Source organism: Bacillus sp. AY3-1, assembly GCF_008368785.1.
GTDB classification, from domain to species: domain Bacteria; phylum Bacillota; class Bacilli; order Bacillales; family Bacillaceae_G; genus Bacillus_A; species Bacillus_A wiedmannii.
Genome location: NZ_QORZ01000015.1, coordinates 1 through 26,139 on the forward strand (window position 1 = coordinate 1; position 26,139 = coordinate 26,139).

General features: G+C 35.1%; 39 protein-coding genes. 36 read left to right on the top strand and 3 right to left on the bottom strand.

All coding sequences use genetic code 11. The features are described 5' to 3' along the window. Positions 1 to 14: 14 nt before the first annotated feature. Positions 15 to 383: a helix-turn-helix domain-containing protein gene (locus tag DN389_RS10415; protein ID WP_149237084.1), complete on the bottom strand. Its 369-nt coding sequence runs from the start codon at positions 381 to 383 to the stop codon at positions 15 to 17. Positions 384 to 545: 162 nt separating this feature from the next. Between DN389_RS10415 and DN389_RS10420 the strand changes: the two genes are divergently transcribed. The 5 genes from DN389_RS10420 to DN389_RS10440 all read left to right on the top strand — a co-directional run bounded on the left by DN389_RS10420 (position 546) and on the right by DN389_RS10440 (position 2,398). Next, positions 546 to 761, top strand: coding sequence for a helix-turn-helix transcriptional regulator (locus tag DN389_RS10420; protein WP_070146863.1), 216 nt, complete (start codon positions 546 to 548; stop codon positions 759 to 761). A 65-nt stretch (positions 762 to 826) separates the two neighbouring features. After that, positions 827 to 1,075, top strand: a complete 249-nt coding sequence (locus tag DN389_RS10425; protein WP_078994015.1) for a hypothetical protein — start codon at positions 827 to 829, stop codon at positions 1,073 to 1,075. Between the two features lie 90 nt (positions 1,076 to 1,165). Next, on the top strand, positions 1,166 to 1,753 hold the full coding sequence (locus tag DN389_RS10430) for a sporulation sigma factor-processing peptidase (RefSeq protein WP_098830432.1): 588 nt from the start codon (positions 1,166 to 1,168) through the stop codon (positions 1,751 to 1,753). Positions 1,754 to 1,766: 13 nt separating this feature from the next. Further along, positions 1,767 to 1,988 (top strand): hypothetical protein, encoded by a 222-nt coding sequence (locus DN389_RS10435; RefSeq protein ID WP_000215316.1) that lies wholly within the window; start codon positions 1,767 to 1,769, stop codon positions 1,986 to 1,988. Positions 1,989 to 2,167: 179 nt separating this feature from the next. Continuing rightward, complete coding sequence (locus DN389_RS10440) at positions 2,168 to 2,398, top strand: hypothetical protein (RefSeq protein ID WP_075313589.1); 231 nt, start codon at positions 2,168 to 2,170, stop codon at positions 2,396 to 2,398. Between the two features lie 11 nt (positions 2,399 to 2,409). On the opposite strand, the gene DN389_RS10445 is transcribed toward DN389_RS10440, so the two are convergent. Continuing rightward, on the bottom strand, positions 2,410 to 2,790 hold the full coding sequence (locus DN389_RS10445; RefSeq protein WP_000773057.1) for a DUF2513 domain-containing protein: 381 nt from the start codon (positions 2,788 to 2,790) through the stop codon (positions 2,410 to 2,412). A gap of 108 nt (positions 2,791 to 2,898) precedes the next feature. On the opposite strand from DN389_RS10445, the gene DN389_RS10450 reads away from it, so the two are divergent. From DN389_RS10450 to DN389_RS10495, 10 genes are all read left to right on the top strand, one after another. Beyond that, on the top strand, positions 2,899 to 3,183 hold the full coding sequence (locus DN389_RS10450; protein WP_075313587.1) for a hypothetical protein: 285 nt from the start codon (positions 2,899 to 2,901) through the stop codon (positions 3,181 to 3,183). Positions 3,184 to 3,461: 278 nt separating this feature from the next. Next, the gene (locus DN389_RS10455) at positions 3,462 to 4,412 is read left to right on the top strand and encodes a DnaD domain-containing protein (protein ID WP_075313585.1); all 951 of its coding nucleotides are present in this window, start codon (positions 3,462 to 3,464) and stop codon (positions 4,410 to 4,412) included. Beyond that, a complete protein-coding gene (gene dnaB / locus DN389_RS10460; RefSeq protein ID WP_075313583.1) occupies positions 4,409 to 5,731 on the top strand; it encodes a replicative DNA helicase in 1,323 nt (440 codons plus the stop codon). The genes DN389_RS10455 and dnaB overlap by 4 nt, the downstream gene beginning before the upstream one ends. Before the next feature lie 2 nt (positions 5,732 to 5,733). Next, positions 5,734 to 5,922: a hypothetical protein gene (locus DN389_RS10465; RefSeq protein WP_075313581.1), complete on the top strand. Its 189-nt coding sequence runs from the start codon at positions 5,734 to 5,736 to the stop codon at positions 5,920 to 5,922. Further along, complete coding sequence (locus tag DN389_RS10470) at positions 5,897 to 6,259, top strand: cell division protein SepF (RefSeq protein ID WP_075313579.1); 363 nt, start codon at positions 5,897 to 5,899, stop codon at positions 6,257 to 6,259. The genes DN389_RS10465 and DN389_RS10470 overlap by 26 nt, the downstream gene beginning before the upstream one ends. A 76-nt stretch (positions 6,260 to 6,335) precedes the next feature. Next, positions 6,336 to 6,527, top strand: coding sequence for a DUF3954 domain-containing protein (locus DN389_RS10475; RefSeq protein WP_075313577.1), 192 nt, complete (start codon positions 6,336 to 6,338; stop codon positions 6,525 to 6,527). Positions 6,528 to 6,868: 341 nt separating this feature from the next. Next, entirely contained in the window at positions 6,869 to 9,019 is a 2,151-nt protein-coding gene (locus DN389_RS10480; RefSeq protein WP_370512817.1) for an amidase domain-containing protein, read from the top strand. A gap of 242 nt (positions 9,020 to 9,261) precedes the next feature. Further along, positions 9,262 to 9,726, top strand: a complete 465-nt coding sequence (locus DN389_RS10485) for an ArpU family phage packaging/lysis transcriptional regulator (protein WP_075313575.1) — start codon at positions 9,262 to 9,264, stop codon at positions 9,724 to 9,726. Next, positions 9,726 to 10,268, top strand: a complete 543-nt coding sequence (locus tag DN389_RS10490) for a site-specific integrase (protein ID WP_075313573.1) — start codon at positions 9,726 to 9,728, stop codon at positions 10,266 to 10,268. Before DN389_RS10485 ends, DN389_RS10490 begins: the two co-directional genes overlap by 1 nt. A gap of 158 nt (positions 10,269 to 10,426) precedes the next feature. Next, the gene (locus tag DN389_RS10495; protein WP_075313571.1) at positions 10,427 to 10,738 is read left to right on the top strand and encodes a hypothetical protein; all 312 of its coding nucleotides are present in this window, start codon (positions 10,427 to 10,429) and stop codon (positions 10,736 to 10,738) included. 240 nt (positions 10,739 to 10,978) lie between these two features. Here DN389_RS10495 and DN389_RS10500 read toward each other — a convergent pair whose 3' ends face one another. Then, the gene (locus DN389_RS10500) at positions 10,979 to 11,179 is read right to left on the bottom strand and encodes a cold-shock protein (RefSeq protein ID WP_000434814.1); all 201 of its coding nucleotides are present in this window, start codon (positions 11,177 to 11,179) and stop codon (positions 10,979 to 10,981) included. Positions 11,180 to 12,070: 891 nt separating this feature from the next. Between DN389_RS10500 and DN389_RS10505 the strand changes: the two genes are divergently transcribed. From DN389_RS10505 to DN389_RS10605, 21 genes are all read left to right on the top strand, one after another. Beyond that, complete coding sequence (locus DN389_RS10505; RefSeq protein WP_368408116.1) at positions 12,071 to 12,202, top strand: YjcZ family sporulation protein; 132 nt, start codon at positions 12,071 to 12,073, stop codon at positions 12,200 to 12,202. A gap of 40 nt (positions 12,203 to 12,242) precedes the next feature. Then, complete coding sequence (locus DN389_RS10510; RefSeq protein ID WP_149237086.1) at positions 12,243 to 12,365, top strand: sporulation protein YjcZ; 123 nt, start codon at positions 12,243 to 12,245, stop codon at positions 12,363 to 12,365. 129 nt (positions 12,366 to 12,494) lie between these two features. Continuing rightward, positions 12,495 to 12,926 (top strand): hypothetical protein, encoded by a 432-nt coding sequence (locus DN389_RS10515; RefSeq protein ID WP_149237087.1) that lies wholly within the window; start codon positions 12,495 to 12,497, stop codon positions 12,924 to 12,926. Between the two features lie 294 nt (positions 12,927 to 13,220). Further along, complete coding sequence (locus DN389_RS10520) at positions 13,221 to 13,415, top strand: hypothetical protein (protein WP_254982503.1); 195 nt, start codon at positions 13,221 to 13,223, stop codon at positions 13,413 to 13,415. A gap of 49 nt (positions 13,416 to 13,464) precedes the next feature. Further along, positions 13,465 to 13,668, top strand: a complete 204-nt coding sequence (locus DN389_RS10525; RefSeq protein ID WP_149237089.1) for a hypothetical protein — start codon at positions 13,465 to 13,467, stop codon at positions 13,666 to 13,668. Next, the gene (locus DN389_RS10530) at positions 13,655 to 13,861 is read left to right on the top strand and encodes a hypothetical protein (protein ID WP_254982489.1); all 207 of its coding nucleotides are present in this window, start codon (positions 13,655 to 13,657) and stop codon (positions 13,859 to 13,861) included. The genes DN389_RS10525 and DN389_RS10530 overlap by 14 nt, the downstream gene beginning before the upstream one ends. 133 nt (positions 13,862 to 13,994) lie before the next feature. Beyond that, positions 13,995 to 14,225 (top strand): hypothetical protein, encoded by a 231-nt coding sequence (locus DN389_RS10535; RefSeq protein WP_149237091.1) that lies wholly within the window; start codon positions 13,995 to 13,997, stop codon positions 14,223 to 14,225. Then, positions 14,218 to 14,553 carry an HNH endonuclease gene (locus DN389_RS10540; protein WP_149237092.1) on the top strand — a complete coding sequence of 112 codons (336 nt, stop codon included), beginning with the start codon at positions 14,218 to 14,220 and terminating at the stop codon, positions 14,551 to 14,553. Before DN389_RS10535 ends, DN389_RS10540 begins: the two co-directional genes overlap by 8 nt. 124 nt (positions 14,554 to 14,677) lie before the next feature. Then, positions 14,678 to 14,989 carry a P27 family phage terminase small subunit gene (locus DN389_RS10545; RefSeq protein ID WP_064472427.1) on the top strand — a complete coding sequence of 104 codons (312 nt, stop codon included), beginning with the start codon at positions 14,678 to 14,680 and terminating at the stop codon, positions 14,987 to 14,989. Beyond that, positions 14,986 to 16,653, top strand: coding sequence for a terminase TerL endonuclease subunit (locus DN389_RS10550; protein ID WP_098058447.1), 1,668 nt, complete (start codon positions 14,986 to 14,988; stop codon positions 16,651 to 16,653). Before DN389_RS10545 ends, DN389_RS10550 begins: the two co-directional genes overlap by 4 nt. A gap of 9 nt (positions 16,654 to 16,662) precedes the next feature. Then, complete coding sequence (locus DN389_RS10555; RefSeq protein ID WP_097957644.1) at positions 16,663 to 17,826, top strand: phage portal protein; 1,164 nt, start codon at positions 16,663 to 16,665, stop codon at positions 17,824 to 17,826. Further along, a complete protein-coding gene (locus tag DN389_RS10560) occupies positions 17,810 to 18,592 on the top strand; it encodes a head maturation protease, ClpP-related (protein WP_097957645.1) in 783 nt (260 codons plus the stop codon). The genes DN389_RS10555 and DN389_RS10560 overlap by 17 nt, the downstream gene beginning before the upstream one ends. A 3-nt stretch (positions 18,593 to 18,595) precedes the next feature. Further along, positions 18,596 to 19,747 carry a phage major capsid protein gene (locus DN389_RS10565; protein WP_000234880.1) on the top strand — a complete coding sequence of 384 codons (1,152 nt, stop codon included), beginning with the start codon at positions 18,596 to 18,598 and terminating at the stop codon, positions 19,745 to 19,747. 5 nt (positions 19,748 to 19,752) lie between these two features. Beyond that, on the top strand, positions 19,753 to 20,046 hold the full coding sequence (locus DN389_RS10570; protein WP_149237093.1) for a hypothetical protein: 294 nt from the start codon (positions 19,753 to 19,755) through the stop codon (positions 20,044 to 20,046). Position 20,047: 1 nt separating this feature from the next. Continuing rightward, complete coding sequence (locus DN389_RS10575) at positions 20,048 to 20,398, top strand: phage head closure protein (protein ID WP_149237094.1); 351 nt, start codon at positions 20,048 to 20,050, stop codon at positions 20,396 to 20,398. A gap of 1 nt (position 20,399) precedes the next feature. Next, positions 20,400 to 20,744 (top strand): HK97 gp10 family phage protein, encoded by a 345-nt coding sequence (locus DN389_RS10580; RefSeq protein WP_149237095.1) that lies wholly within the window; start codon positions 20,400 to 20,402, stop codon positions 20,742 to 20,744. Further along, positions 20,741 to 21,070: a hypothetical protein gene (locus DN389_RS10585; RefSeq protein WP_149237096.1), complete on the top strand. Its 330-nt coding sequence runs from the start codon at positions 20,741 to 20,743 to the stop codon at positions 21,068 to 21,070. Before DN389_RS10580 ends, DN389_RS10585 begins: the two co-directional genes overlap by 4 nt. Then, entirely contained in the window at positions 21,071 to 21,667 is a 597-nt protein-coding gene (locus tag DN389_RS10590; RefSeq protein WP_016108987.1) for a major tail protein, read from the top strand. It abuts the gene before it with no gap. Positions 21,668 to 21,673: 6 nt separating this feature from the next. After that, positions 21,674 to 22,036 (top strand): hypothetical protein, encoded by a 363-nt coding sequence (locus DN389_RS10595; protein ID WP_149237097.1) that lies wholly within the window; start codon positions 21,674 to 21,676, stop codon positions 22,034 to 22,036. A 231-nt stretch (positions 22,037 to 22,267) separates the two neighbouring features. After that, the gene (locus DN389_RS10600) at positions 22,268 to 23,479 is read left to right on the top strand and encodes a hypothetical protein (RefSeq protein ID WP_149237098.1); all 1,212 of its coding nucleotides are present in this window, start codon (positions 22,268 to 22,270) and stop codon (positions 23,477 to 23,479) included. Positions 23,480 to 23,733: 254 nt separating this feature from the next. Beyond that, positions 23,734 to 26,139 carry a phage tail tape measure protein gene (locus DN389_RS10605; protein ID WP_149237099.1) on the top strand — a complete coding sequence of 802 codons (2,406 nt, stop codon included), beginning with the start codon at positions 23,734 to 23,736 and terminating at the stop codon, positions 26,137 to 26,139.

Sequence of the window (26,139 nt, forward strand, 5' to 3'; positions counted from 1 at the left end):
TTTTATTTACATTATCATTGTTTATCTCCAAATTTACGATTTTTCTCCTTACTTTTAATAAACTCCCAAAACTGTTTAAGCTCTTCTTGTTTATCAGGAGAAGCGTCTTTGATGTCTTTAAACCAAAGTCCTAAATCTGGATCTGCTATAGGATTGTAAGCTTCATTGTCTCTGGATGTATCTTTAGCAACATCTCTGCCTAAAAGATAGTCAGTCGAAACTTCAAAGAAATCGGCAAACTTATTTAGCGTGTCATAATCAGGTTTTCTGTTTCCATTTTCATAGCCTGATATTGTTGATTCTGCCAGATTTAATTTTTGACCTAAATCTTTCATAGTTAGGTTATTGGTCTTTCTTAATTTTCGTAAATTCTCTCCAATCATAGGAATCCTCCTATTCATCTTCTAAGTTTAATTATACTTTGCAAAGTGCAAAATTTGAAATGAATTGGTAAAAACTTTGCAAAATGCGTTGACACTTCTCGTATCGAATAGTATAGTTTGTTTAACGACGCAAATCGCAAAGTTTTAGGTGGTGATAAAGAATTGAGTGGACCAAAAGAAATACGCATGAAATTGGGAATTAGTATTGAAGAAGCTGCCAAAAAACTCGGTATTTCAGGTGGATATTTATCGCAAATTGAAAACGGACAGCGGCAGATTAGTACTGAGAGAGCGGATCAAATCGCAAAGTTATATGAGAAGAAAAAAGAAGATATTTTTTTACCTACACGCTATTCAGTTTGCAAAGTTTTAAAATGATAAAGGGTATAAGGATACGAACGGTAATGAAAATCTATGTCTGGATAATGAAAGAAGGTGAAAAAATGCCATCAACTAACATGGCAGTACCAACAGATCCGTCGCATAAACATATAAAAAGCACTTCAAGAGGTGACACCATGAGCCAACAAGAAGAATATGCGGCGACTTATGAATTTGGAAAAACGAAAGTCCATGTCGTGGCTCCTGAGCCAAAATCACAAAAGGATATTGATAAAATCCGTCAAGCATATTACAAGGCTGGTTGGGCCATCATCAAAGAAATACAAGTGAAAGAAAACATTGAGGAATAGTTCCTCTCTTTTTACATGAAAAATAGACAAGTTACATATGTACTAAATTCATTGTAACCATTTGAAAACTAAATATGGAGGCGAACAGATATGGGAACAAGCATATACTGCAATTCAGCAATAGGGGGATTACTACAGAATGCTAGAGAATGTTGTGATAATGTTCAGCTGAAAACGAAGAAAGGGTTATCTAAGTACCTTGGTATTACACATGAAAGATTAACCCGTATTGAATCTGGACTTTCTAAACCAGAATTTGAGCTTGCGATGGATTGGTGCCATGCAACAGGAGCAAAGTTGAATCAACAAGCGATTAAACATATTTATGGTGTTGGATTACCTCCTACAGATCCACGTTTAACTCAAGATGTAAATCTACAATTGATGAACTACATTAAACAGGCTGAAGAGGGGATTGCGGCAGCGAAGGAAATCATGAACTTACAAGTTGCAACCAGGTCATGGAAGTTGGATGAAAAGAAGAAACATGAATACACAGTTCATGCAAAAGAAATCTTCGATACAATCCAAGCCACTCAATGTGTAGTACAAGCTCTTGAGCAAGTACACTTTGGCATTATGGAACAAATACAAAGAAGTTGGTTGCAAAAGGCCATGGCAGAAAACGTTATTATTCAATCGGTGGATAGCTTAATGGCATTAACAAAGGTGCTGTAAAGGAGGAAGGGAAATGACAGTAGATTATAAGAAACCAAGCCTAAGAGAATATAAGGAATTAATTCGATATGACGCAAAACTAACTGGTGAAATAAAAATAGCAGAATTACTTAATGAGGATTCAAAAACAGTTGAGTTAAAGCAAGAGAAGAAATTATTGGGGATTCGAATCAAGATTATCGAAGCGTCATTCATTTTGAAACATAAATGGGCAAATAAAAAAGCTACCGCCTAGACAACAGTAGCTCTGAAAAATTTCGTAAGGCAATTATAACATTATATAAATCATTTGGACAAGCCACTGTGCTTGTCGTTATGACCAGAAAGGGATTATTCCTCCCATACCCTACAATGTTTCTTTCTGGTTGTAACGATGCGTACAGCATCAATGAAAAAAGAAAAGGGGTGAATTAATTGGAGTATCATGTTCCGGAAGTAAGCAAACAAAGATTTGTACATATCTCGATTGCAAATTATGAGATTAAAAACCCAACATCTTTTGATATTAGGAATTCAAAAGGAAAAGGAGAGAGTCATTTAACATTGGGCTTAGTGTTTGAAAGCAATGACTACTCTCCAGATAAATTCACGCAGTTTTTGAGTGCATTTAATAAATTCATAGATGAATTTAATACAAAAAGCTAATTACTACCTCGTTACTTTAATCCAAATTTCTGTTTTAAATAACTAGTTGCTAATGAGGACATTATGGAAATTGATGCGCTTGATAATGATCCTACAGCTTTTTTCGTTTTTGACCATATTTCATTGTCACGAATAGTATCTAAAAATTGATGACCGTCCCAAGATATAGAAGAAATTGATAAATGAATCAATTCATCACTAGCATACTTATAGTTTCCGTTTAAATAGTTAGCTTCCAGCAATTTTAAAAAACTATAGTAGGTGTCATCAAATCCGTGTTTTGAAACGGTATTTAGATTATTGAAATGTGGTAATAGAAAATGTTCATTGATAGTAAGTTTTTCTTCTAATTCAAGAAGAAGATCTCTTACACAATCGTGATTTAGTTTCATCGGTTAAACCTCCTTTTAAGGAAGATTATACCGAAATAATAGATTTTTGGATATTTTATGAAACTCAATAAGAACAGCATCAACTAAATTAGAAAGGAGAGGTAATTCATGGACGATAAAAACAATCGTCTTCATGATCTAGTTCTTCCTGGGGATTTTTCATTTGCGAATAAACTTCGTAACTGTATGAGTGAATGTATTTATAACATGTTTAATGCAGAATCAACCGAAGAATCAAATCACTGGGAAGAAGAGCTGGAGCGATGTATAAGGGAATTTAAAATGCTTCGTGATACAAAAGAGGAACATGAGGCATCGATGAGTTATCGTGTAGTAATTAAAGATTTAAGAGCAAGAGGAGTTAACGCTTCGTTAGTAACACGTAGAAAATAAAAGATCTATCACTTGGCAGAGTGATAGACAAACGGTCTTGCAAAAGATCTTAGGATTAATTATATCAAATTAGCATTCGTATAACAACGGAGTGTGCTACATGCTTTTAGACAAATCATTACATAGAGTGTTGCTGAATCCTAAAGTGTTTCAACAAGCAACATCAGAGCAACACCTAATTTACTTAGTAAAACAATATCTCAAAATAGGATACAAGAATTATCGCTTATTACGTGTAGAGGACGGATTCGCGATATGTAAACGGGAGGATGAATAATATGGCAGTTTATAGACCAGTACACGTTTCATTTTGGCAGGATTCATTTGTTTTAGATCTTACACCGGAGGAGAAGTATTTCTACTTATATTTGATGACAAACAGTAAGACGTCTCAATCAGGAATCTATGAGCTTCCACTTCGTATTATTGAAACTGATACAGGATACAATCGTGAAACTGTTATGAAGTTATTAGAACGTTTTGCTGAGTACGGAAAAATTAATTACAACCAAAAAACAAAAGAGTTGTTCTTAATTAACTGGTTGAAGTTCAATCCAATTAAAAATGTAAACATTGAAAAGTGCGTCTTAAAAGAGATTCAATCTGTGAAGGACCAGGATTTCTTAGTTGATTTCTATGAAACATGTTTGCAATTAGAACGTGAACAAGATTTCAAAATCCCTCGTATTAAGGAGTATTTATCAGTCCGTTTGGAGGGGCTTATAAGGGGCTTCCAAGACCCTAGCAAGGAAGAAGAAAAAGAAGAAGAAAAAGAAAAAGAACAACAACAAGAAGAACGCGCAGGCGCGGAAGAAGTTGTTGAGGTTAATCCAATTTCTTTTTACGAACAAAACTTCGGACTGATTACACCTTTTATTGCAGATGGTATTCATGCATGGGTAGATGATTTAAATGCAGAGCTGGTTATAAAAGCTATGGAAATCGCTTTAGAGAAAAATACAAGAAATATGAATTACGTAAATACGATTTTAAGAGATTGGCACCTTAAGGGATTGAAAACAATAATGGACGTTGAGGCAGCTGATAAAGCATTTCGTACTCAGCGATTAACAAAAGCGCAGCAACAGACACAAGCACCTTATCAACAAAAAGGCTTATCGGAAACTACTAAAAACGTAATACAGCAGCAACAAGCATGGGAGCAGAATATTCCGACAGAAGAAGAACTTGCAGTACTTAACCAACAGAATGCGTGGTTGGCCAAATGAGTAACGATATGATTCGCAATGTAGAAGCTGAACAAAGTGTTTTAGGTAGTATTATCCAAGAAGGCGATTTAATTAAAGATTGTCAGCTAAAGGTAAAACAGTTTTCTTTACCAACGCACCAAGTGATTTTCAAGGCAATGAGAGAATTAGAGGATGCTGAGGTCCCGATAGATCTTGTTGCTCTCATTGGAAAATTCGATGAAAGCTTTATGCATCAAATTGGCGGAGTCGAATTCTTTGTAAACCTGACAGAAGTTGTAACAACTACTAAGAACTTCTCGTATCACGAAGGTTTAGTGATTGAAGCTTGGAAGATGAGACATGCTCAGGAGGTTGCTGGTAATTTATATAACCGCCTTCAGCAAGATAGGGATATGAGTGCTATTAGTACATCAATTGATGAATTAAGCGCCATTGAAGAAACGGGTTACTCAGATGAATTTAACTTGAAAGATACGCTTGTTGATTTGTATAAGAACATGCAAATTGATGTAGGGGATTTAACCGGTATACCAACTGGTTATGACGACTTGAACAGAATGACAGCAGGGTTACAAGAAGGTGATTTAATTATTGTTGGTGCCCGTCCTTCAATGGGAAAAACAGCATTTGTATTAAACGTTGCTTTTCATGCAGCAAGTGCTCATACAGCAACAGGAATCTTCTCGCTTGAGATGGGAGAAGAGCAGTTACTTAAACGTATGATTTCAAGTACTGGAAATATTGATGCTACGAAATTAAAGAATCCTAAAAAGCTATGTAATTTAAAGGATTGGGAAAAGATTAGTCAAGCGATGGGATTAATTAATGATTTGCCATTAGAAATTTACGATAAAGCAAATGTCACGATGCAAGAGATTTATGCAAAGGCTAGGAAATTAAAGCGTAAGTACCCTGATAAAAAGGTTTTAATTGCAATTGATTATTTGCAGCTTATTGTAGGGGATCCAAAGCATAGAGGGAACCGTATGCAAGAAATCGGTGAGATTAGTCGTAAGTTAAAACTGATGGCAAGAGAACTAAACGTATGTGTGGTTGCATTATCGCAATTAAGCCGTGCTGTAGAAAGTCGGCAAGATAAGAGACCATTGCTATCAGATTTACGTGAGAATGGTCAAATTGAGCAAGATGCGGATTTAATAGCATTCTTATACCGTGAGGATTACTATGACCGCGAGACAGAAAATAAAAACATAACGGAAATTATTTTAGCGAAACAGCGAAATGGTCCAGTTGGTGTTGTTGAACTAGCATTCATTAAAGAATTTAGTAAGTTTGTAAATTTAGAGAGAAAGTTCAATCATCAACAGGAGGCTTAATCATGTTGTTACGTCAGGAAGTAGAACGTAGAAAACTAATAATCATTCGTAAATTATTAGGGTTAGGATTAACTGGAATTAATGGACAAACATTAGATCAACTAACGTTAACGCAGCTTGAAGGAATTTTAATTGCAAGCTTGCAGGTATTGGAGGGGAAAAACAATGCCAAAGCAATTAACAATTTTTGACGTGGAGCCAGTTGTATCATTTGATCCTAAGAAAGCTCATATTCAACGTTTAAATTCAAAATTAAGGTATGCAGATGTGGTTGTGCAAATACCACGTCAAGCCAAAGCAATTGATGAATTAAAACCAACGACAGCACCTGATGAACGTTATGAGTTGTTTGAGAATTATACAATTGGGATTTGGCGGTATAAGCGAGTGGAGGATAAACAATTTGTATGGGAAGAAGCTGAAGAGATATGTAAACGAGCAAGGGATAGCAAAGAGCCGACGCCAATACGACTTCATCTATCCTTGGAACAATCATTTGTTCCGGAGAATGTTGTGCGGTATTTATAAGCATATAAAAAAGCCGAGATTGCTCCCGACATAATTATTCGACAAAGTAATTATAACATAATTGGGAGTGATTGCGGTGGCAGGTATTAGTGAAAATATTGTGGAAATGAAAGCTGAAATTTCATTATTAGAAAATATGATTTACGTTGTAAAAGATGGACAAGTTTATCCGATTGAACCACCAACTACAGGGTATGGCGAACAATCGTTTGTATATAAAAATGGAAAAGTAGCTCGTATGGATGAACGAAGGACTCAGTTAATTTAATGGAGATTGGAAGGGGGGGAACTATATGAAGTTACTTCCCTATAAATTTTATTAAAAAGAGTACTGTAAAACAGTGTAGCAATATTTTTTTTTCGGAGAAACTGTGTGAAAAAACTTAAGTCGGTGATTTTAAGTCTCTAAGTAATAAATATGATTACGGTTTAATAACTAGCAAATTTCAAAAAAAATTCAAAAAACACTAGATTTTTATATAGGGATATGGCATTATAAGTTTTGTGTATTTATATAGAAATATGACATTGTAAATTTCATATTTTTGTACTTATGCAATATTATTAATAGGAGGAAATATTTTGTTTAAAAAGCTATTATTATCGTTAATGCTATTATTTTTAGTAATTCCTTGTTTTAATAATGTTTCTTTTGCAGAAGAAACTGTTGTAAAACAACCTTTAGACGCGTATTTTTATGCGTATAATGAACCATCCTTTAATTCTCAAAAGTCTAATGGTGGAAACCAATTCGGTCCACAAAAGGCCTTAGGAGTTAAAGAAAAACGTGCCAATGGTTGGTGGAAAGTTGTCACTTATGAGGGTGATAAATGGATTAATATTACAGGAGAACAAAAGAAAATAGAGAAACCCTATATTACTTTTGCTGAACCTAAATTCACATCACCAAAAGGGAACAATGGTAATGTTATAGCACCTCAAGTAGTTACGGCGATAGATGGGCAAGTAGATGGATGGTTAAAGATTAAAACGAATGAAGGAGATAAGTGGATTTTCCCTAATTCAGAAGCAGTAAAAGTAGATAAATACTTTTATGCGTATAATGAACCTTCATTTACATCTGCAAAAGCAGCTAGTGGAAATCAATTTGGACCACAAAAATCGCTTGTTGTAAAAGAAAAACGTACAAATGGTTGGTGGAAAGTAGCTACTTATGAGGGTGATAAGTGGATTAACCTAGATGGGGAGTTAAAAGCATTCGATAAACCATTTTTAGTGTTTTATGAGCCTGCATTTGCATCTCAAAAAGGAAACATGGAAGTACCTTATAGTCCTACTACTATTAGGGTGGTAGATGGAAATACTGCAGGATGGTTGAAAGTTCAAACTTGGGAAGGCGACAAATGGATGTATCCAGGTGTTGCAGCAACAACAGCAGTTAGTAAGGGTTTTTATGCATATAATGAACCTTCATTCATATCTTCACGTGGAACTCAATTTGGACCACAGAAATTCCTTGCTGTACTTGAAAAACGTGCTGATGGTTGGTGGAAAGTAGTAACTTATGAGGGACCTAAGTGGATCAATCTTGACTCAGAAAAGCCAGGTAATTGGAGCTATAATGCTGAAAAAAGAAGATGGTTTGAGTATGATGGTAATGGAAATGTAGTACAAAAATTTGGATGGCAAACAATCAATGGGAAAAAAGTATACTATTCTTTCGAAGACTCTGGATTGTATACGAACAAGTGGTATTTTATTGATAATCAACCGTATGAATTTGATAGATATGGTTATCTTGTAGAGAATTCATTTGACAATACAACTCTAGGCGAGTTGGAAAAAGCTTTATTAGAACATTTAAAACAAAATGGTATGCAGTATAAAGTTGGTACAGTAGAATATGAACAGTACTTAGTTGACCAACTTTTAGAACATAAAGATGCGAAGTTAGCCCTTCATCCTAAATATACTAAAATATTAACTTATGCTGCAGAATACTTGCATGAAAGAACGCTATCTGTAACAGAACAAAAAACTTCATTAAAGGCAAGAAGTGCAACAGCTAGTGAAAATGATACGTTTAATATGAATCATTTAGCAAACAAAACAATGAAACAGGTTAAAGAAAATAACGATAAAAAAGAAAAAGAAGATGAAATAGAAGCGCAGATGGTGCAAAAATCGCCTGATACAAAGGAATATAAAGCAGAGAAACCTGCTCAAGCACCGAAAGCCGCTGCACGCTCTTCATATTATTATAATCCAAGCGCAGCAGTTAATTATGCTTTGACATGGGCACTTTCTAGAAATAGTGCTTATGGAGATTGGTCTGGTAATGGAGGAGACTGTACAAACTTTGTTTCCCAAGCACTTTATGCAGGTGGTATGCGTCCAATTATTAAAGATAATCTTACGATTGATTCACCTATCATAACAGATGGTAACTATTGGTTTAGTAAAAAAGTTGAGATGTCTTTAAGATATAGAGTAAGTGCTTCATGGGTTAATGTTGAAAAATTTTATGATTTCTGGGCACCGCGTGCAAATATGGTTACAAAAACTTGGAGTCCTATGCAAGTTTATTATGGATCTTCGCCAGGGGATGTAATCCAATACCAATATGCAGGTGGCGGATCAAAATGGCATTCGTTAATGGTTACAGGTAAAGATACTTCTAAGCGAACTATTTATATAAGTCAACATAGTGGTAATAGAAAAAATGAAAACTATGCAAATATTGATAAAGATTCTAATGGTGATTCGCAATGGATAATCTTGAAATTAACAAATAACTAAAAAGAAAAGGTTGCTGATTAATTTTTCAGCAACCTTTTCTATTATTAATCAAATCAATAGTCTATAGAAATTAGAGATTAATTTTGTTGAATAAAATGGTATAATACATAGAAATCAAATATATAGTCCTACTGGAAGAACCAGCGGACATCAAACTATAAGAGCATGAACAATATTGCTCTGTAGTTTGGTGTCCGTTTTTTGTTTTTTATTAATAAAACAGATAAGGAGTGTTATTGAATATGATGCAATTAACTTTTTTACCTGAAATTGATCGCAAAGCAACACAGGTTCGTTTAGAAAAGATTCTTGAAAATGTTCGTATTTATAGACAATTTGGGAAGATTAGAAATGAGATGAAGGTTACAGTATCTAGCGAAGTAAGATATCACGGTCCAACAAATATAGTGGGAAAACCAGCTGAAGATGTCGCTTTAGCAAATGTTGCTATGAGTGAAAGAGAAGTGAAACTACAACGTTTGTCTTTTCAAATTGATAAGGCATTAAGTCGTTTTAGTAAAAACCAAAGGGATATTATTGTAAAAAGATATTTAGAAGATGAAGAAGTCTTTGATTACATGGTTTATAACGAAATTGGTATGAGTGAGCGTACGTATAGACGAAATAAATCTAATGCTTTTTATAAATTAGCTTTTGCTCTTAGATTAGAAGTATATGAGGTAGAAGAGACTGGAGGTAATGAATAATGAATTTTGTTCAACCAATACGTGATCCAGGGCAAATACAGCAGCTAAAAGAGTATTTTAAGGAAAAGAGCTTACGTAATTACATTCTCTTCATTATGGGTATTAATACAGGCCTCAGAATCTCAGATATTTTGAAATTGAAAGTTAGAGATGTTAAAGGCAGTCATATATCTATGCGGGAAAAGAAAACAGGAAAACAGAAACGAATACAAATTACTGCAGCACTGAAGAGAGAACTTAAATGGTTTATCGAAGAAAAAGAAGACAATGAGTATTTATTGCAAAGCAGACAAGGTAAGAATCGTCCAATTGGTCGTAGCATGGCATATAAGATATTAAGCGGAGCAGCGGCAGAGTTCGGGTTAGATGAAATAGGAACACATACGTTAAGAAAAACATACGGGTATCACATGTACATGCAAACGAAAAACATAGCGTTACTCATGGAGATATTCAATCACTCTTCAGAGAAAGTCACGTTACGTTATATAGGCGTAAACCAAGATGCAATGGATAAAGCAATGACTAGGTTTAAAATCTAATCATTGCTTATTTCTTTTTAAATCTAGGGGTATTTTGCACATGCCCATCAAGCTAAGGTTAGGTATTATTACTTTTTATGTTTATCTTACCAAATGAATTAATTTGTTATATTTTTCTATAATGATATTTAGTACAATATCAATAGGAGTGATAAATTGTGAAACTAAAAAAAACAAAGATAATTTTTGGGGGCTTATTACTACTGATTCTCTCTACATTCTTAATGACGAAAGAGTCGAAAATTAAAGATTTTCCTGTGTTTATTTTTTCTAACCATGTTGAAGATGATAAGCCAGCAGATTATCAATATACTTTTGGTTATTTACCTTTAATGTCTATAAGGGCTAAAGGGTGGAAAAAAACGCATGAAGAAGGAGCTACTACTGTATTTGAAAAAGAAAATAGAAAAGTTATTGTTATAAAGTTTCCAGAAGAAGACGATTTTTACTTATATGAACCGAAAGATTAATGTTTAGTAGGGGTAACGTAGCATGGCCATCAAGCTAATATTTTGAAGTGTCCCCAGAACGAAATTTTCTTCGTTTTGGGGAACTACCGATTTCTTAAGTTGATGGGCATGTGGCGATAGGCCTAACATCTTCTTTTTCATTAAGAGTTAAGCGCCCCAAATCCCCTTAAAAAGTTGTATTCGGAATATTATAACAAAATCAAAAAAAGACCCTACAAGAGGGTCTTTCATGAACTGATATTAAGCTTTTTGAACATTAGTAGCTTGTAGGCCACGTTGTCCTTGTTCTACTTCAAACGTTACACTTTGTCCTTCGTCTAAAGATTTGTAACCGTCGATTTGGATAGCTGAGAAATGTACGAATACGTCTTCTCCATCTGCACGCTCGATGAATCCAAAACCTTTGTCTGCATTAAACCATTTTACTTTACCTTGTTCCATAATTATTGCCTCCTAGTGTGGATACCCACACATATGTTACTACCCTTGCTCAAATACCTTAGACGAAAAACAAAATTTATTCTTAATCTCAAACCGAACAAAAATAGGTCTTTATTAAATTAACATACTTTCTAAAAAATAGCAAATTTCAAAAATAAGTCCTTATGGTAATTAGCCACTAATAGTGGTTGTTGGAGAAAAAGTCACTATGATAGTCATCACAGCAAGAAGTTGCCAAAGGATCTCGACAATATCATTAGTTTGATTTTTTTCAGACATTTAACAACTGATAAAATTAGCTATTTTCGAGTTAAATTTTACTTCTGATAACGATAATTATGTAAATAAGCTGTCCACATGGGCAGCTTATTTTATTTTTCCGCATAGCGTAGGTTATTTTGCAAAATGCTGGTGGTATCCCTATACAGTTACTCATAATTTTCGTACTGTGTAACTCAAAAGAGAAAGTTAAATGAAATCAATGATACCAAGGGATTCAGCGAAGGGGACAGTTACACACAATATAAGATATGGGTAAGTCATAGAGAACTTGAAATGATATTAATTACTTAGTGGAAATAGTATGGATTAAGAAGATAATGATTTCGAATTGCCAAAGTAGAAAAAAAGATATGAATGAATAAATTCAAATGGGAAACTACAAAACGGTTAATTTGTATGTAACGATTTTAAAAATGGTCAATGGCATTTTCCTCAAAAATGGAAAAGTTGATATAAAAGCACATAACCGTTTGCAGCCCAATACATATAGTGTCAGTGTAGTGATAAGCAAGTACAACATGATTGCAATGAAAAAATCATTTTTATGTTAGCTTGTTTTCATTACGAGCTGTATTGATAGAACTTCTGTTAGTATTATGAAATTCATCTTTGTATAGGATAGGGGGGAGTATTTTGGCTGAAGAAAAAGGATATGGACGTGGTTATGGTTATGGAGGATATGCATTACTGATCGTGTTGTTTATTTTGCTTGTTATCATTGGTGCTGTTTATTTTTGTTAGTTTATGAGGTTCATTTTTTTCTAGAGGGGAGGAGTTTATCTTGGCTGAAGAAAAAGGATATGGACGTGGTTGTGGTTATGGAGGATATGCATTACTAATCGTATTGTTTATTTTGTTTGTTATTGTTATAGGAAGCTGCTGGGGCGGATATGGTGGTGCTTAAATAACACCTTTCTTATATTACCAAGATTAAATGAAGGGTTGCTTCACACAGTGTGAAGTAATCCTTCATTAACTATGATTTAATATATGTTTAGGATAAACAATAAGTTCGTTGTGAAAGGAGAAAAAAATGGGATCTAGCCCATATTTTAATAAAAATGTTTCTTACCAATCTTCATCTATTCAAATAAATGAAGTAACTCAGAAGAAAATTCGAATATTAGCGGGTGAAGCCGTTACACTACCTAAAACGATTAATGAAAAAACTAATGAAAAAACTAATGAAAAAACTGATGAAACATTAAAAAAACAGAAGAACCATTCATCCGACTATTCTCCATTCCAAATTAACATCCCTTATTTTAATATAAAAATAACTTCAACAGAGATATTAGGTGTTGTTAAATCCGTATTTATGCAAACTCTTATTAAAAAGGTTCAAGATCCGGTATTTTTAATGAATCTTTTGAATAGTGAAGGTGGAAAGAAACTACTTAATTTAGCAGGTAATTTTTTTAGAGAAACTGATACGAAATCAGAAAATGATAAAGATGAAAACTAACGTCAGCCTTTATTAATATACACCTCTTTGATAGCTCTAGTTTCATAAATACTACAACCCAAAAAGATAGGAATTAAAAATAATCCCTTCTTTTGTTAGCATAATTGCACTTGTTTCCATTGTTATTATATGTAAATCAGATGATGGAAAGTGACAGGGTTATGGCCGTTTTTTGGCAGGAAATGTGCCGGTCGTTTTAGAGTTAACGTGATATATTTGTATTGTGAGTAGTGGCGGAAAACATTGCTCACAAAATTCCTTATAACTGAAAATGGATTATTATAACCGGTGGCGATGTTTGCAGATTGGATGAACAGTTATTTCTTGATTTCACATTCAAGTGCAATTCATGTTGTGTTAACAAAGAAGGGCTTTTGCTCTTCTTCTAGTTACTTAATAATGAGTAAGAAAATTAATGCTGTAACATTAGGTGATTGGAAGAATAATAAAACTTCATTTACCGTAATTGAAGTGCAAATTAATACTTAATGAAAAAAGCATCCATTCGGATGCTTTTTATTTTGGAGGAGGATAAAGAATGGATGAAGTCGATTTAAATCATAGATATTGGTGTTTTGGATTTGATCAATATTATCCTAACGGTGGTTTTGCTGATATTCAGAAAACTACTGATTCTAGAAAAGAAGCGATTGAATGGTATGAAGGGGAAAAAGAAGCCTTGGATTTTTGTGAGGTTTGGGATTCTGATACTCGTGAGTTTATAGATAGTGATAAGGAGTGAGACAAATGAAACTAAACAAACAGTTATTATCGGTGTGGAGTTAGCAAAGCAACACATTAATCCACAAAAATTAGAGAAGGCTGTAGCATTGCATAACGAAATGAATGATGATATGACACCGAAGCAAGTACGAGAAGCGCTTATTAATGTACTAGATAAAACTATAGATGAATTCCTAATTCCTAGAGCGTAAGGAGTGAGTATAGATGCAATTAACGAAACTTGAGAAGGCAATTGCTCTTGGTACAATTCTTAATGCTATTAAGGAAATAAGACACGTTTGGTAAAGACAGGTGGAACATATTAAGAGTAAGAGGTGAGGATAGATGATAGGGGTGTTTACATATTTTATTGTCGGGCTACTGTATACAACACTTAGGTTATATCCATCAATATGTGATGTTGCACAAAACAATATAGATGATGCTGTATGGTTGATAGCAACAATACTTATATCGATTGCTGTCATCTTCTTTTTAATTCCATTTTGGATTATCCTGTTGGCTCTTGATATAGCCAAGATGTTTTATAAATGGAGAGGTAAACTTCATGAATGAATATAAAACTAAGCAACAAAAGCGTAAGTTCTATGACAGTGGTGAATGGAAGAGTATACGAGAGCAAGTAAAGAAGCGAGACAACTATGAATGCCAAGAATGTAAACGTAACGGTCGAGTGCAAACAGATACGAACGAGTACAGTGGGAGTGCAAAGCGTAAGAAGATTCAACTCGTTGTCCATCATAAAAAAGAACTCGAACATAATCCAGAACTTGCATTAGAAATGGATAATCTCGAAACAGTCTGTGTGGATTGCCATAATAAAGAACATGGAAGATTCTTTGAAAAGAAACCGAATAAATGGGAAAACGATGAAAAGTGGTAAAAAAGAATCAGAAATAATACCCCCCCTTAAAAATTTTTATTAAAAAATGGTCTCAGGGGCACCGGAGGAGGGGGTTAACTGTCAGGTTTTTTTCGATTTTACGCACGTAAGGGGGGGTGGGTAGATGGCTGTTAGTATTGTGAGGTTAAAAGAACAGCTCATGCATAGTATTGATATCACAGATTTAGTCGAAGTTGAAAAAGTAGAAAGATACATTGATCTAGTCAAAGCATTTAGAAAAATAAATAAAACCATTAATAAAGAAGGCGAATCTGTAACGGTAAAAAATGGTTCTCAAGTTTTTGTTAAAGCCCACCCTCTTATAAGTGAGAGGAATAAAATTAATAGTTCTTTAATTGCATTAGGGAGAGATATAAAATTTGTTGTTAAGAATACTATCCCTGATACAGGTTATAGCAAAAGTGATCTTACATGATTAAGCAAAAGTATGTGGAAGAATATATTGAACTTTATCGAAGTGGGAAAGTAAAATTTAATAAGGAAAGAGAACTGTTAATTAAATATCTAGAAAAATATGTTTTAAATAGAGACGATTTGTATTTTGATGATGAAATGATTGAGGATTGTATCAACTTCGGTGAGAAGTGGTATTTTCCGTTGCAGCCATTTCAAAAATTCTTAATAGCATTCGTCTTTTTATTTTATAAGAAAAACGGGCGTGTATTTTATAGGAAATTCCTGTGGATGTTAGGGCGAGGTGGCGGTAAAAACGGTTTAATGTCTGTTGTAATCCACTTTTTAATAAGTGAATTACATGGTATTCCTGAGTATAACATTTCTGTTGTTGCGAATAGTGAAGAGCAAGCAAAAACAAGTCCAGACGAAGTAAAGAAAACTGTTCGTAGGAATGAAGTATTAAAAAAAGCTTTTAAAGCAACCGAATCACAGACCACCTCAAAGGCTACTGGAAGTGTATTAAAGTTTAGGACTTCAAACGGAGACACAAAAGACGGACTTCGTGATGGAGCTGTTCTATTTGATGAAATTCACCAATACGAAAGTAATAAAGATGTCCGTGTTCATATTAGTGGTTTGGGAAAAAAGAAAAATCCACGCGAGTTTTACATTGGTACAGATGGATATGTACGAGATGGCTTTTTAGATAGATTAAAAGAAAAGGCAATGAAAGTTTTAAATGGTGAATCTCGTCCAAATGCGGTGTTTCCTTTTATTTGTAAACTGAATGATGAAACAGAAGTTGATGACCTTGATAATTGGGAACTTGCGAATCCCATGTTATCTCATCCTTTAAGTGAGTATGCTGAAGGATTACTTGAAACGATAAAAGAAGAATACGAGGATTTAGAGGATGATCCAAGCAACCGAGAAGAGTTCATGACAAAACGAATGAACTTGCCGGTTACAAATTTGGAGCGATCTGTTGCGAAATGGTCAGAAATTCTTGCTACAAATCGTCCATTTCCTGATTTATATGCTCAAGAATGTATAGGAGCATTAGACTTTGCAAGTATTCGAGACTTTGCAGCATGTGGTCTTTTATTTAGACAAAATGGGGAGTACATTTTTAAAACTCATTCCTTTGTTCGAAAAGAATTTGTTGATATCTATTATGGATATTCTAAAAAAGCAGGTGAGTTTAAAAAACAAAAATTTGCTCCAATAAAAGAATGGGAAGAGCAAGGACTACTAACGGTTGTGGATGAACCGACTATTAATCCACAGCATATTGTTGATTGGTTTGTAGAAATGCGAGAACAATATGGGGTTAAAAAGATTATAGCTGATAATTTCAGAATGGAAGCAATAAGACCTTTATTAATAGCGGAAGGGTTTGAAATAGAAGTAATACGAAACCCAAAAGCAATTCATAGTTTATTAGCTCCACGTATTGAAATGGCATTTGCAAATAAACAAATTGTTTTTGATGATAATCCTCTAATGCGTTGGTATACGCAAAATGTGTTGGTTGTTATCAAAGGTGATGGAAATAAAATATATGAAAAGAAAGAACCTGTACGTAGAAAAACAGATGGGTTTCAGTGTTTTGTTCATGCTCTTTATCGTGCGGATGAGATACAAGAAGCAACTGATTTTGTTATAGGTAACATTAAATTCTAATAAAGGGGGGTGATAACCATTGGATGGTTAGGTTCAGTATTTAAAAGAAATAAAGAACTAGAATTTATGCTAGATCTGGATTTGATTGCTGATACAGCAAATAGGCTTCACATGAAACGATTAGCACTTGATACATGCGTATCTTTTCTAGGAAGAACGATTAGTCAATCTGAATTCAGGGTAAGAAACGGTAAAACATTTGAGAAGAATGAGCTTTATTATCGACTAAACGTTAGACCGAATAAGAATATGACCGCAAGTACCTTCTGGGAAAGATTTATTCGTAAACTTATTTATGATAATGAATGCTTAGTCATACAAGCTGATGATGGTGATTTACTTATTGCCGACGGATTTCAGCATAACGAATATGCTGTATATGAAGATGCTTTTACAGATGTAACAGTAAAAGATTACACGTTTAAGAGAAGTTTTAAACAAAGCGAAGTAATTCACTTAAAGTATCGAAATGATAAATTATCTCCACTTATCGATGGATTATTTGCGGATTACGGAGATTTATTTGGTAGGATATTAAACTCACAGAAGCGTAAAAATCAAGTTCGTGGCACGGTTGATATGGATATGATTGGTGCTAAAACAGAAGAACAAATAGCGAAGTTACAAGAGTTTATAGACAACATGTATAAGTCGATTGGCTCAAAAGATATAGCTATTGTCCCGCAACAAAAGGGTATTAATTATAACGAGATATACAACGGTGTTGCGAATGGCCCAAGTGTGGAAGAAATCAATAAAGTAACAAATGGTTTCTTAAATCAAGTAGCTATGGCATTTGGTATTCCAACAGCTCTGATATATGGGGAAATGGCTGATGTAGAAAAGCAAACGAAAAATTATATGCTTTTTACAGTACGGCCATTATTAAAAAAGCTATCTGATGAAGCGAACGTTAAATTCTTTGAAATGAGTGAATATCTTTTGGGACGAAGAATTGAGGTTAAGGCTGTTTCCTATCAAAGTATATTTGATCTTGCGACAAGTATTGATAAACTCATTTCTTCAAGTGCATTTACAGGAAATGAGATTCGATCAGAAGTAGATTATGAAGATTCTGATGATCCAAACCTAAATATCCACCATATTACGAAGAACTATACAAAATTAAATGAATCTGAAGGAGGGGAGAAAGAAAATGACGGTGAAAATTGACGTGAAAGGACCAATTATTTCTAATGATGAAGCTTGGATTTATGATTGGTTTGAAATGGATGCTACAAGCCCAAGTAAGATTTCAAAAGAACTTGAAAATGCAAATGGCGAGGAATTAGTTGTATCAATAAATAGTCCTGGTGGTTATGTAAATGAAGGTTCAGAGATTTACACGGCATTAAAAAATTATCCTGGTCATGTAGAAGTTCAAATTGTTGGTTTAGCAGCAAGTGCAGCATCATTTATCGCGATGGCTGCCGATAAAGTCCGCATTTCTCCAACAGCACAAATCATGATTCATAATGCTTCTATGTGGAATGGTGGTGATCATCGTGACATGGAAAAGGCGGCTGAGATGTTAAAAATAACAGATCGAGCAATTGTAAACGCCTATGTCATTAAAAGTGGTAAATCAGAAGAAGAACTACTTAATATGATGGCTGAAGAGACTTGGATGGGTCCGCAACAAGCATTAGAAAATAATTTTGTAGATGAAATCATGTTCATGGAGAATCCAGTTAAAATGACAGCTTCAAGTGCCACTTCTACTATGATCCCGCAGAAAGTAATTGATGGTTTTAGAAATGGAACAATGGGAAAAGGTCAAGGAATTACAAAAGAAGATTTAAATACAGCATTATCAGGGTTAAAAGGTGAAATCCTGAATGATTTACAAACGAATACAAATCCAAAAGAGCTTATTCCAGAACCTGTTAATACAAAGCAGAATCTGAGTAAGCTCTTTTTAACTTTAGGAGGAAAATAAAATATGGTTATTAAATTCAATAACTTTGAAGAGAAGAAATTAGCTTTTGCGAAAGCAACACAGGAAGGTACAACAGAAGAACAATCGGCAGCATTAAATTCTATGATTGAAGCACTTGCTACAGATGTTCGTTCAGATATCTTAAATCAAGTGAATGAATCAATGGTAGATCGTTCTATTATGCAATCTCGCGGCGCTAATGTATTAACAAGCGAGGAAATGAAGTTCTTTAATGCAGTTGTGGAAGAAGGTGGCTTTAAGTCTACTGAAACTTTACCTAAAACAACTCAAGAACGAATCTTTGATGATTTAGTTGAAGATCATCCTTTCTTACAACATATTGGTTTAGAAAATTTAGGGGCTGTAACAGAATTCATTTACGGCGATCCAGAGGGTGCAGCGGTATGGGGACCGTTATTTGATGGTATTAAAGGGCAACTAAATGCTACATTCCGTAAAGATAGCATTTCACAACTTAAATTAACAGCGTTTATTCCATTAGCAAACGACATGTTGAAACTTGGACCGGTATGGGTAGAACGTTATGTTCGTACAATGATTACAGAAGCAATGAAAGTGGGTTTAGAACGTGGATTTGTAGCTGGTACAGGTAAAAATGAACCTATCGGGTTATTAAAAGATCCAAGTGGAAGTGTTGTGAATGGAGTATATCCAGATAAGAAGCCAGTAGGCACTTTAACGTTCGAACCAGGTCGTAAAACAATCAATGAATTAAAAGGTGTTGTTAAACTACTAGCTAAAAAATTAAATGCTGATGGTTCGGATGCAGATCGACCAAAAAATATTGCTGGTAAAGTAGTTATGGTAACTAATCCGTTTGATACTTTTGATATTCAAGCGAACGCAACAATTCAAAATGCGGCTGGAGTATATGTAACAAGCTTGCCATTTAATCCGATCCTTACAGAATCGGTGTTTGTACCTCAAGGGAAAGTATTATTCTTTGTTAAGGGTCAATATGTTGCAGCGATGGGTGGAACAGAGCCAATCAAAAAATATGAAGAAACACTAGCTTTAGAAGATGCGACAGTTTATATTGCTAAACAATATGCTACAGGTAAACCAAAGGATAAATACACTTCACAAGTTTACACATTGAAACTTGAAGAAGTAACGCCACCAACACAAGGATGATGTGAATGGATACAGTAATTTCAAATGAAATATTACAGCAATACAAAGATAGGATGCGATTAGGTGATGATGAAGACGATAACCTAAGACGTATCCTTTTTGCATCCAATGAAGCTCTAATAAAAGTGTGTGGATCATATGACATAACCAAAGATGAGACGTTCAAAGAATTAGTCTTTGAGCGTTCTCGTTATGTTTACAATGATGCACTTGAGTATTTTACTAAGAATTTTTTAACCGAAATTAATAGTTTTGGCATTGCAAAAGCTTTAGAAGAAATTAAATCGGACGGTGAGTAATATGCGTCCTTTTCAGTACAAAAAACCACTGAATACAGGTGATTTTAGGAATCGAATAAGCATTGAACAACCTGTAGTAATAAAAGATGAATTGAACCAAGTAATCGAAACATCTTGGCAGGAATTAAAAAAAGCCTGGTCAATGATAAAAACGGTGAAAGGATCTGAGTACATTGAAGCTTCAGCTTCACGGGCTACTCGGATTTATCGATTTGTAATCCCATATACAACAGGAATTACAGAAGAAATGCGAATTAAAATGAAAGAACGTATCTTTGACATTATCGAACCGCCAATGAATGATGATGAAATGTACCAAACATTGACCATTATCGCAAAGGAGCATACTTAATATGAATGATTTTGCGAGCGATCTTGCTAGAGAATTACAAAGATATGTAAATGTTTTGGAAGAAAACTTAGAAAATGAAATTGATGAAGTGGGAGATATTGCTGTAGGTAAGTTAAAGCAAAATAGCCCTAAAAAAACAGGCGCTTATCGTAAAGGATGGCGTAAGAAAAAAGAAGGTAATGGCGTTGTCCTTCATAATACGCAAGGACAATTAACGCATCTTTTAGAAAAGGGACATGCGAAAGTGGGTGGTGGTCGAGTTCCAGCACAAGTACATATTCGCCCAGTTGAAGAGTATGTAATTGACGAATTGCCAAGACGTATTGAAAGGACGGTCGGGCAATGACATTAGGTGAATTAACAAAAATCCTAGAAGCTACAGGTTATCCTGTGGCTTATTCGTATTTTACAGCAACGCCAACTAATCCAGTTCCAGCACCACCTTATATTTGTTTTCTTGTGGACGGATCAGCAAATTTAATGGCTGATAACAAGGCCTATCACAAGATAAACGATTTAAATATTGAGCTTTATACAACTAGGAAAGATTTAGTTGCAGAAGCCAAACTTGAAAAAGTCCTAGACGATTATGAGATTCCTTATGAATCGTATGGGACTTTTATTGAATCTGAAAAAATGCATCAAAAAATTTATGAAACGAGGTTGATGTAGGTGAATAAAGAAAATAAAGTTACGTTTGGTCTGAAGAATGTACATTATGTTCCATATGATGTTCAAGATTTTTTAGTGAAATTTGGTACACCAATTCCACTACCCGGTGGAGTTGAATTAACTTTTGAACCACGTGGTGATTTAATTGAGTTCTATGCTGATGACATGCTTTACTATGCAGCAAGTAATAACCAAGGTTACGATGGAACACTATCTATTGCGACTATTCCGGAGCAATTTGCTATCGATGCATTAGGCGAGCAATTAGATGAAACAGACGGTGTATTAAATGAATTAGCTGATGCCAAAGGAAAATCATTTGCATTACTATTTGAATTCGATGGCGATGTGAACGCAACGCGACATGTTATGTATAACTGTGCGGCAAGTCGTCCAACAATCGCATCTAAAACAAAGACAAACTCAGCTGAACCGAATACAAATGAATTGAAATTTGTTTCTAGTCCAATTGTTTTAGCACCTGGTGGAAGACCAATGGTTAAAACAAAAACAACTTCTAAAACAACTCAAGCAATTTACGATAACTGGTACAAAGAAGTGTACGTTAAAAAACCAGCAGCACCAAAAGGAGCGTAATAGTAAATGGAAAAGACAATTACAATAGACGGAAAACGAGTCAGATTAAAAAGTACAGCGGCAATAGTTAAACGATATAAAGCACAATTCAGACGTAATTTATTTGCAGATATGATGGGGTTAGGAGCAATTAGTACGTTAACTTCACCAGATGGATCACAACAACCTATCGATACATCTAATCTTGATTTAAGTAAAGTGGATTTTGAGCTTGTTTATGATTTGACTTGGTTATTCGCTAAAACGGCTGATTCCAGTATTCCTGATCCTATGACGTGGCTGGATGAATTTGAAGAATTCCCAATTGAAGAAATCATGCCAGACATAATGGAACTAGTTCAAGTCACTATGGGAGCAAAAAAAAAATAACAGCAAATAATGAAAAGCAAGGGACATTCAGTGATGAAGAATTAACCACTGATTTGTTCCTTGCTCTTTGTTATAAAGCGAAATTAACGCATTGGGATTTAGAAACCATGACAATCGGTGATTGTTTTGATTACATCGCTGAGTTTGCTGAAATGGAGAACCCAGACAAAGAAAAAGTTAGAAAAGCAAATCAAAAAGACTTTGATTCATTCTAAGAAATGAGGTGAGAAAATGGCCGGAAGAATTAAAGGGATTACGATAGAAATCGGCGGGAATACTCAACCGTTACAAAATGCTTTAAAAGATGTAAATAAACAAAGTGAAGCTTTGACTAAAGAATTAAAAGATGTTGAGCGCCTATTAAAATTTGATCCAGGTAACGTGGAAGCTTTGGCTCAAAAACAAAAGTTACTTACACAACAAATTGAAAATACAACACAAAAGCTAGATAAATTGAAGGCAGCGGAACAACAAGTACAAGCTCAATTTCAAAAAGGTAAAATTTCTGAAGAACAATATCGTGCATTCAGACGTGAAATTGAATTTACAGAAGGGTCACTTAATGGTCTTAAAAATAAACTAGGAAACATGAAAGCTGAGCAAGAGAATGTAGCGAGTTCCACAAGGCAATTAGAAACATTGTTTAGAGCTACAGGAAAAAGCGTTGATGATTTTGCAGGAGCATTAGGAAATCGTCTTGTGAATGCAATTAAAAGCGGAACAGCTACAAGTCGCCAATTAGAACAAGCGATTGGGATTATTGGTCGTGAAGCATTAGGAACTGAAGCAGATATTGAGAAATTACAAAGAGCGTTACGATCTGTGGATGCTGGTAATTCAATACAACAAGTACGAAATGAATTACGAGACTTACAACATGAAGCCCAAAGAACGCAAAGGGAATTTCAAGAATTAGATATTGGTTTAGAAAACGTACTTGGTGCAATGGTAGCTGGTGGTGGAATTGCCGGGACAATTGAAAAAGCACTTGATATGTCTAAGTTAAAAACAAAGATTGATATTACTTTTGATGTACCTGAGTCCTCCAAAAAGTCAGTAGAAGAAGCTATTAGAGGTGTCGCTACTTATGGAGTTGATGCCGAAGCATCTTTAGAGGGCGTGCGCAGGCAATGGGCTTTAAATAAAAATATTAGCGATGAAGCTAACGCATCTATAGTAAAAGGCGCAGCGGTAATTGCAACATCTTATGAAGGTATAGATTTTACAGAGTTAATACAAGAAACATATGAAATAGGAAATGAATTAGGGATAACTCAAGATAATGCCCTTGGTATGGTTGATGCGTTGTTAAAAATGGGATTTCCACCAGAGCAACTAGATATTATTGCCGAATACGGAAGTCAGCTGACTCGTGCAGGTTTTAAAGCGGAAGAAGTCCAAGCGATTATGGAAGCAGGCGTTGAAACAGGTAGTTGGAATTAGATTATAGTTCCCTTGTATGGTGACATACAATGAAAAACTCCTTTAATTCAGTGAAACTCTCAAATGAGACAATACTGAGCGAAGCCTTTTAATTAAGGAACGTGCAACGACTAGTCGAAAGACGTAGGGTGTAAGCAAATGGCACTCGAAACGGGGAGCAACTCAAGTAGTTGAAGATATAGTCTAATCTATGCGGTGACGTATAGCAGTTCATAAGAGAACGGGCGTGACGTTGCGAATCACGTTGAATATAAATGATTGATAATCTCTTAGATGGGCTTAAAGAAGGAAGGATTCAATTAACTGAATTTGCTCAAGGTGCGGATAAGGCTTTGAAAGAAGCGCTAGATGGTTCTGGGATTGCCACAGAACAAATAGAAAAGTGGGGTGCAGCTGTCGCTAAAGGTGGAAGTGATGGTTCGAAAGCTATGGTAGAAGTAGCTAAAGCAATTGAAGGGATAGAAGATCCAGTAAAAAGAAATCAAGTGGGGGTTAAAGTTCTAGCCACTATGTTTGAAGACCAAGGACAAAATTTAACTAACACTTTAATAAGTGCTTCAGAAAAAACCGTAGACTTCCAGAAGAATCAGGATAAATTGAATGAATCTATTAAAAAAATGGATGCAAGTCCAGCGGTTAAATTTCAAAAAGCAATGGGTGATTTACAGATGGCGCTGAAACCAGTTCTTGGAGTTGTAGCAGATCTAGTCTCTAAATTCGCTGAATGGATTTCTAATAATCCAGAATTAGCAGCGACATTAGCGACTATCGGAGTAGCTATCGGTGTGATTTCCGGTGCGATTATGGCACTTGCGCCTATAGTTGTGACCGTCATGAGTATCTTCGGGATTGGAGCGGCTGCAGCGGCTGGATTTGTTGCGGCTATTCCCCTTATCATAGCCGCTATAGCAGCCATAGGTATTGCGATTTATAAAAACTTTGATGATATTAAACAATGGATTATAGATACTTGGGATTCTATTACGGAATATTTAGTAGGAGTTTGGGACGGTATCGTGCAATCATCCAGTGAAGCTTGGAATTCATTTTTAGAAACAATGCATGCATTCTTTGATCCAATAGGTCAGTTTTTTAGCGATTTATGGACAGGGATAGGTGAGGTATGCAGCAGTGCATGGAGTTCGATTGTTGAATTCTTTTCTGGAGCTTGGGCTTCATTCACAGAAATGATGCATAGTTTCTTTGATCCGATAGGCGAATTCTTTAGTAACTTATGGTCTGGAATTGTGGAAACAGCGTCTTCCTGGTGGACTTCTTTAGTTACAACGGCTTCCGAATTGTGGGGAACACTCGTACAAGCTTGGCAAGATACTTGGAATACCATTGTTACCGTTTTAGATCCAATCATTTCATTTATCGCAACAGTTTTAGAAGCAGGTTGGCTACTTATTCAGGCAGGGGCGCAAATTGCTTGGGCAGCTATAAGCCAATATATTATTCACCCAATTCAAGAGGCTTACAATTGGGTGAGTACAACAATCAGTGAAATGGTTACTTGGCTTGGTACACAATGGGAAATTGCAAAAGCTGTGGCACAAGTAGCCTGGGGGTTATTTAAGCAATATATCATTCAACCAGTCGTAGACACTTGGAACTTAGTAAAAGAAAAGTTCAGTGATTTAGTTTCATGGCTAAATTCACAATGGGAGACAATAAAATCATATACATCAGCAGCGTGGAATTTGGTAAAACAGTACGTCATTCAACCTGTCCAAGAGTTGTGGAATACAACCAAGCAAAAACTTGGAGATTTAGCTAATTGGATATTAAGTAATTGGGAAACGATAAAATCTTATACACTTACAGCTTGGAATTTAGTGAAACAATACGTAATTAATCCAGTAACTGAAACGTATAATCAAGCCAAACAAAAATTTACAGACTTATATAATTCAGCGCAAGAAAAATTCAATGCTGTAAAAAATGCAGCACAAGAAAAATTCGATGCGGCTAAACGTAATATCATTGATCCAATCAAAGAGGCGGTTGGTAAGGTAGAAGAATTTATTGGGAAAATTAAAGGTTTCTTTAGTGATTTGAAATTAAAGATTCCAAAGCCTGAAATGCCTAAACTGCCGCATTTCAGCTTACAAACAAGCACAAAAAATGTTTTAGGTAAAGATGTTACATTCCCATCCGGAATCGACGTAGATTGGCGTGCAAAGGGTGGTATCTTCACTAAACCAACTATCTTCGGAATGAATGGAGGAAACCTACAAGGTGCAGGGGAAGCCGGAAAAGAAGCGGTACTTCCATTGAATAGAAAAACTTTAGGTCAAATTGGTGAGGGCATTGCCGCAACAATGGTTGGCACTACTGGGAGTATGAATCAACTCATGAATGATATGAGCCGTATGATGGCTAGTTCTATGAGCCAATTGTCAGAGCTAAAAAGCGTTATGAGCGGTGTATATGGAAATATGTCAAATAGTAGACAAGCTATGATTGTTAATGCAGCAGGGGCAATGAGTGTTCCCGTTATAAATGCAGGTGGTCCCGTTCCTACTTCTCCACAAGATATGATTGTACAAGTTGTAGTAGATCAGCCGGTTATCGTGGATGGTCGCACAGTTCAACGTGTTGTTAAAAAAGAAAATTATCGCGAAGACAATATTAACTTTTTAAAGAGGGGGCAATAA

Coding starts and splice junctions, on each gene's coding strand:
- DN389_RS10415 (WP_149237084.1), bottom strand. CDS start 383: ATGATTGGAGAGAATTTACGAAAATTAAGAAAGACCAATAACCTAACT.
- DN389_RS10425 (WP_078994015.1), top strand. CDS start 827: ATGCCATCAACTAACATGGCAGTACCAACAGATCCGTCGCATAAACAT.
- DN389_RS10430 (WP_098830432.1), top strand. CDS start 1,166: ATGGGAACAAGCATATACTGCAATTCAGCAATAGGGGGATTACTACAG.
- DN389_RS10435 (WP_000215316.1), top strand. CDS start 1,767: ATGACAGTAGATTATAAGAAACCAAGCCTAAGAGAATATAAGGAATTA.
- DN389_RS10445 (WP_000773057.1), bottom strand. CDS start 2,790: ATGAAACTAAATCACGATTGTGTAAGAGATCTTCTTCTTGAATTAGAA.
- DN389_RS10450 (WP_075313587.1), top strand. CDS start 2,899: ATGGACGATAAAAACAATCGTCTTCATGATCTAGTTCTTCCTGGGGAT.
- DN389_RS10455 (WP_075313585.1), top strand. CDS start 3,462: ATGGCAGTTTATAGACCAGTACACGTTTCATTTTGGCAGGATTCATTT.
- dnaB (WP_075313583.1), top strand. CDS start 4,409: ATGAGTAACGATATGATTCGCAATGTAGAAGCTGAACAAAGTGTTTTA.
- DN389_RS10465 (WP_075313581.1), top strand. CDS start 5,734: ATGTTGTTACGTCAGGAAGTAGAACGTAGAAAACTAATAATCATTCGT.
- DN389_RS10470 (WP_075313579.1), top strand. CDS start 5,897: ATGCCAAAGCAATTAACAATTTTTGACGTGGAGCCAGTTGTATCATTT.
- DN389_RS10480 (WP_370512817.1), top strand. CDS start 6,869: ATGCTATTATTTTTAGTAATTCCTTGTTTTAATAATGTTTCTTTTGCA.
- DN389_RS10485 (WP_075313575.1), top strand. CDS start 9,262: ATGATGCAATTAACTTTTTTACCTGAAATTGATCGCAAAGCAACACAG.
- DN389_RS10490 (WP_075313573.1), top strand. CDS start 9,726: ATGAATTTTGTTCAACCAATACGTGATCCAGGGCAAATACAGCAGCTA.
- DN389_RS10500 (WP_000434814.1), bottom strand. CDS start 11,179: ATGGAACAAGGTAAAGTAAAATGGTTTAATGCAGACAAAGGTTTTGGA.
- DN389_RS10515 (WP_149237087.1), top strand. CDS start 12,495: ATGGGATCTAGCCCATATTTTAATAAAAATGTTTCTTACCAATCTTCA.
- DN389_RS10520 (WP_254982503.1), top strand. CDS start 13,221: ATGTTTGCAGATTGGATGAACAGTTATTTCTTGATTTCACATTCAAGT.
- DN389_RS10525 (WP_149237089.1), top strand. CDS start 13,465: ATGGATGAAGTCGATTTAAATCATAGATATTGGTGTTTTGGATTTGAT.
- DN389_RS10535 (WP_149237091.1), top strand. CDS start 13,995: ATGATAGGGGTGTTTACATATTTTATTGTCGGGCTACTGTATACAACA.
- DN389_RS10540 (WP_149237092.1), top strand. CDS start 14,218: ATGAATGAATATAAAACTAAGCAACAAAAGCGTAAGTTCTATGACAGT.
- DN389_RS10545 (WP_064472427.1), top strand. CDS start 14,678: ATGGCTGTTAGTATTGTGAGGTTAAAAGAACAGCTCATGCATAGTATT.
- DN389_RS10550 (WP_098058447.1), top strand. CDS start 14,986: ATGATTAAGCAAAAGTATGTGGAAGAATATATTGAACTTTATCGAAGT.
- DN389_RS10560 (WP_097957645.1), top strand. CDS start 17,810: ATGACGGTGAAAATTGACGTGAAAGGACCAATTATTTCTAATGATGAA.
- DN389_RS10565 (WP_000234880.1), top strand. CDS start 18,596: ATGGTTATTAAATTCAATAACTTTGAAGAGAAGAAATTAGCTTTTGCG.
- DN389_RS10570 (WP_149237093.1), top strand. CDS start 19,753: ATGGATACAGTAATTTCAAATGAAATATTACAGCAATACAAAGATAGG.
- DN389_RS10575 (WP_149237094.1), top strand. CDS start 20,048: ATGCGTCCTTTTCAGTACAAAAAACCACTGAATACAGGTGATTTTAGG.
- DN389_RS10580 (WP_149237095.1), top strand. CDS start 20,400: ATGAATGATTTTGCGAGCGATCTTGCTAGAGAATTACAAAGATATGTA.
- DN389_RS10585 (WP_149237096.1), top strand. CDS start 20,741: ATGACATTAGGTGAATTAACAAAAATCCTAGAAGCTACAGGTTATCCT.
- DN389_RS10595 (WP_149237097.1), top strand. CDS start 21,674: ATGGAAAAGACAATTACAATAGACGGAAAACGAGTCAGATTAAAAAGT.
- DN389_RS10600 (WP_149237098.1), top strand. CDS start 22,268: ATGGCCGGAAGAATTAAAGGGATTACGATAGAAATCGGCGGGAATACT.
- DN389_RS10605 (WP_149237099.1), top strand. CDS start 23,734: ATGATTGATAATCTCTTAGATGGGCTTAAAGAAGGAAGGATTCAATTA.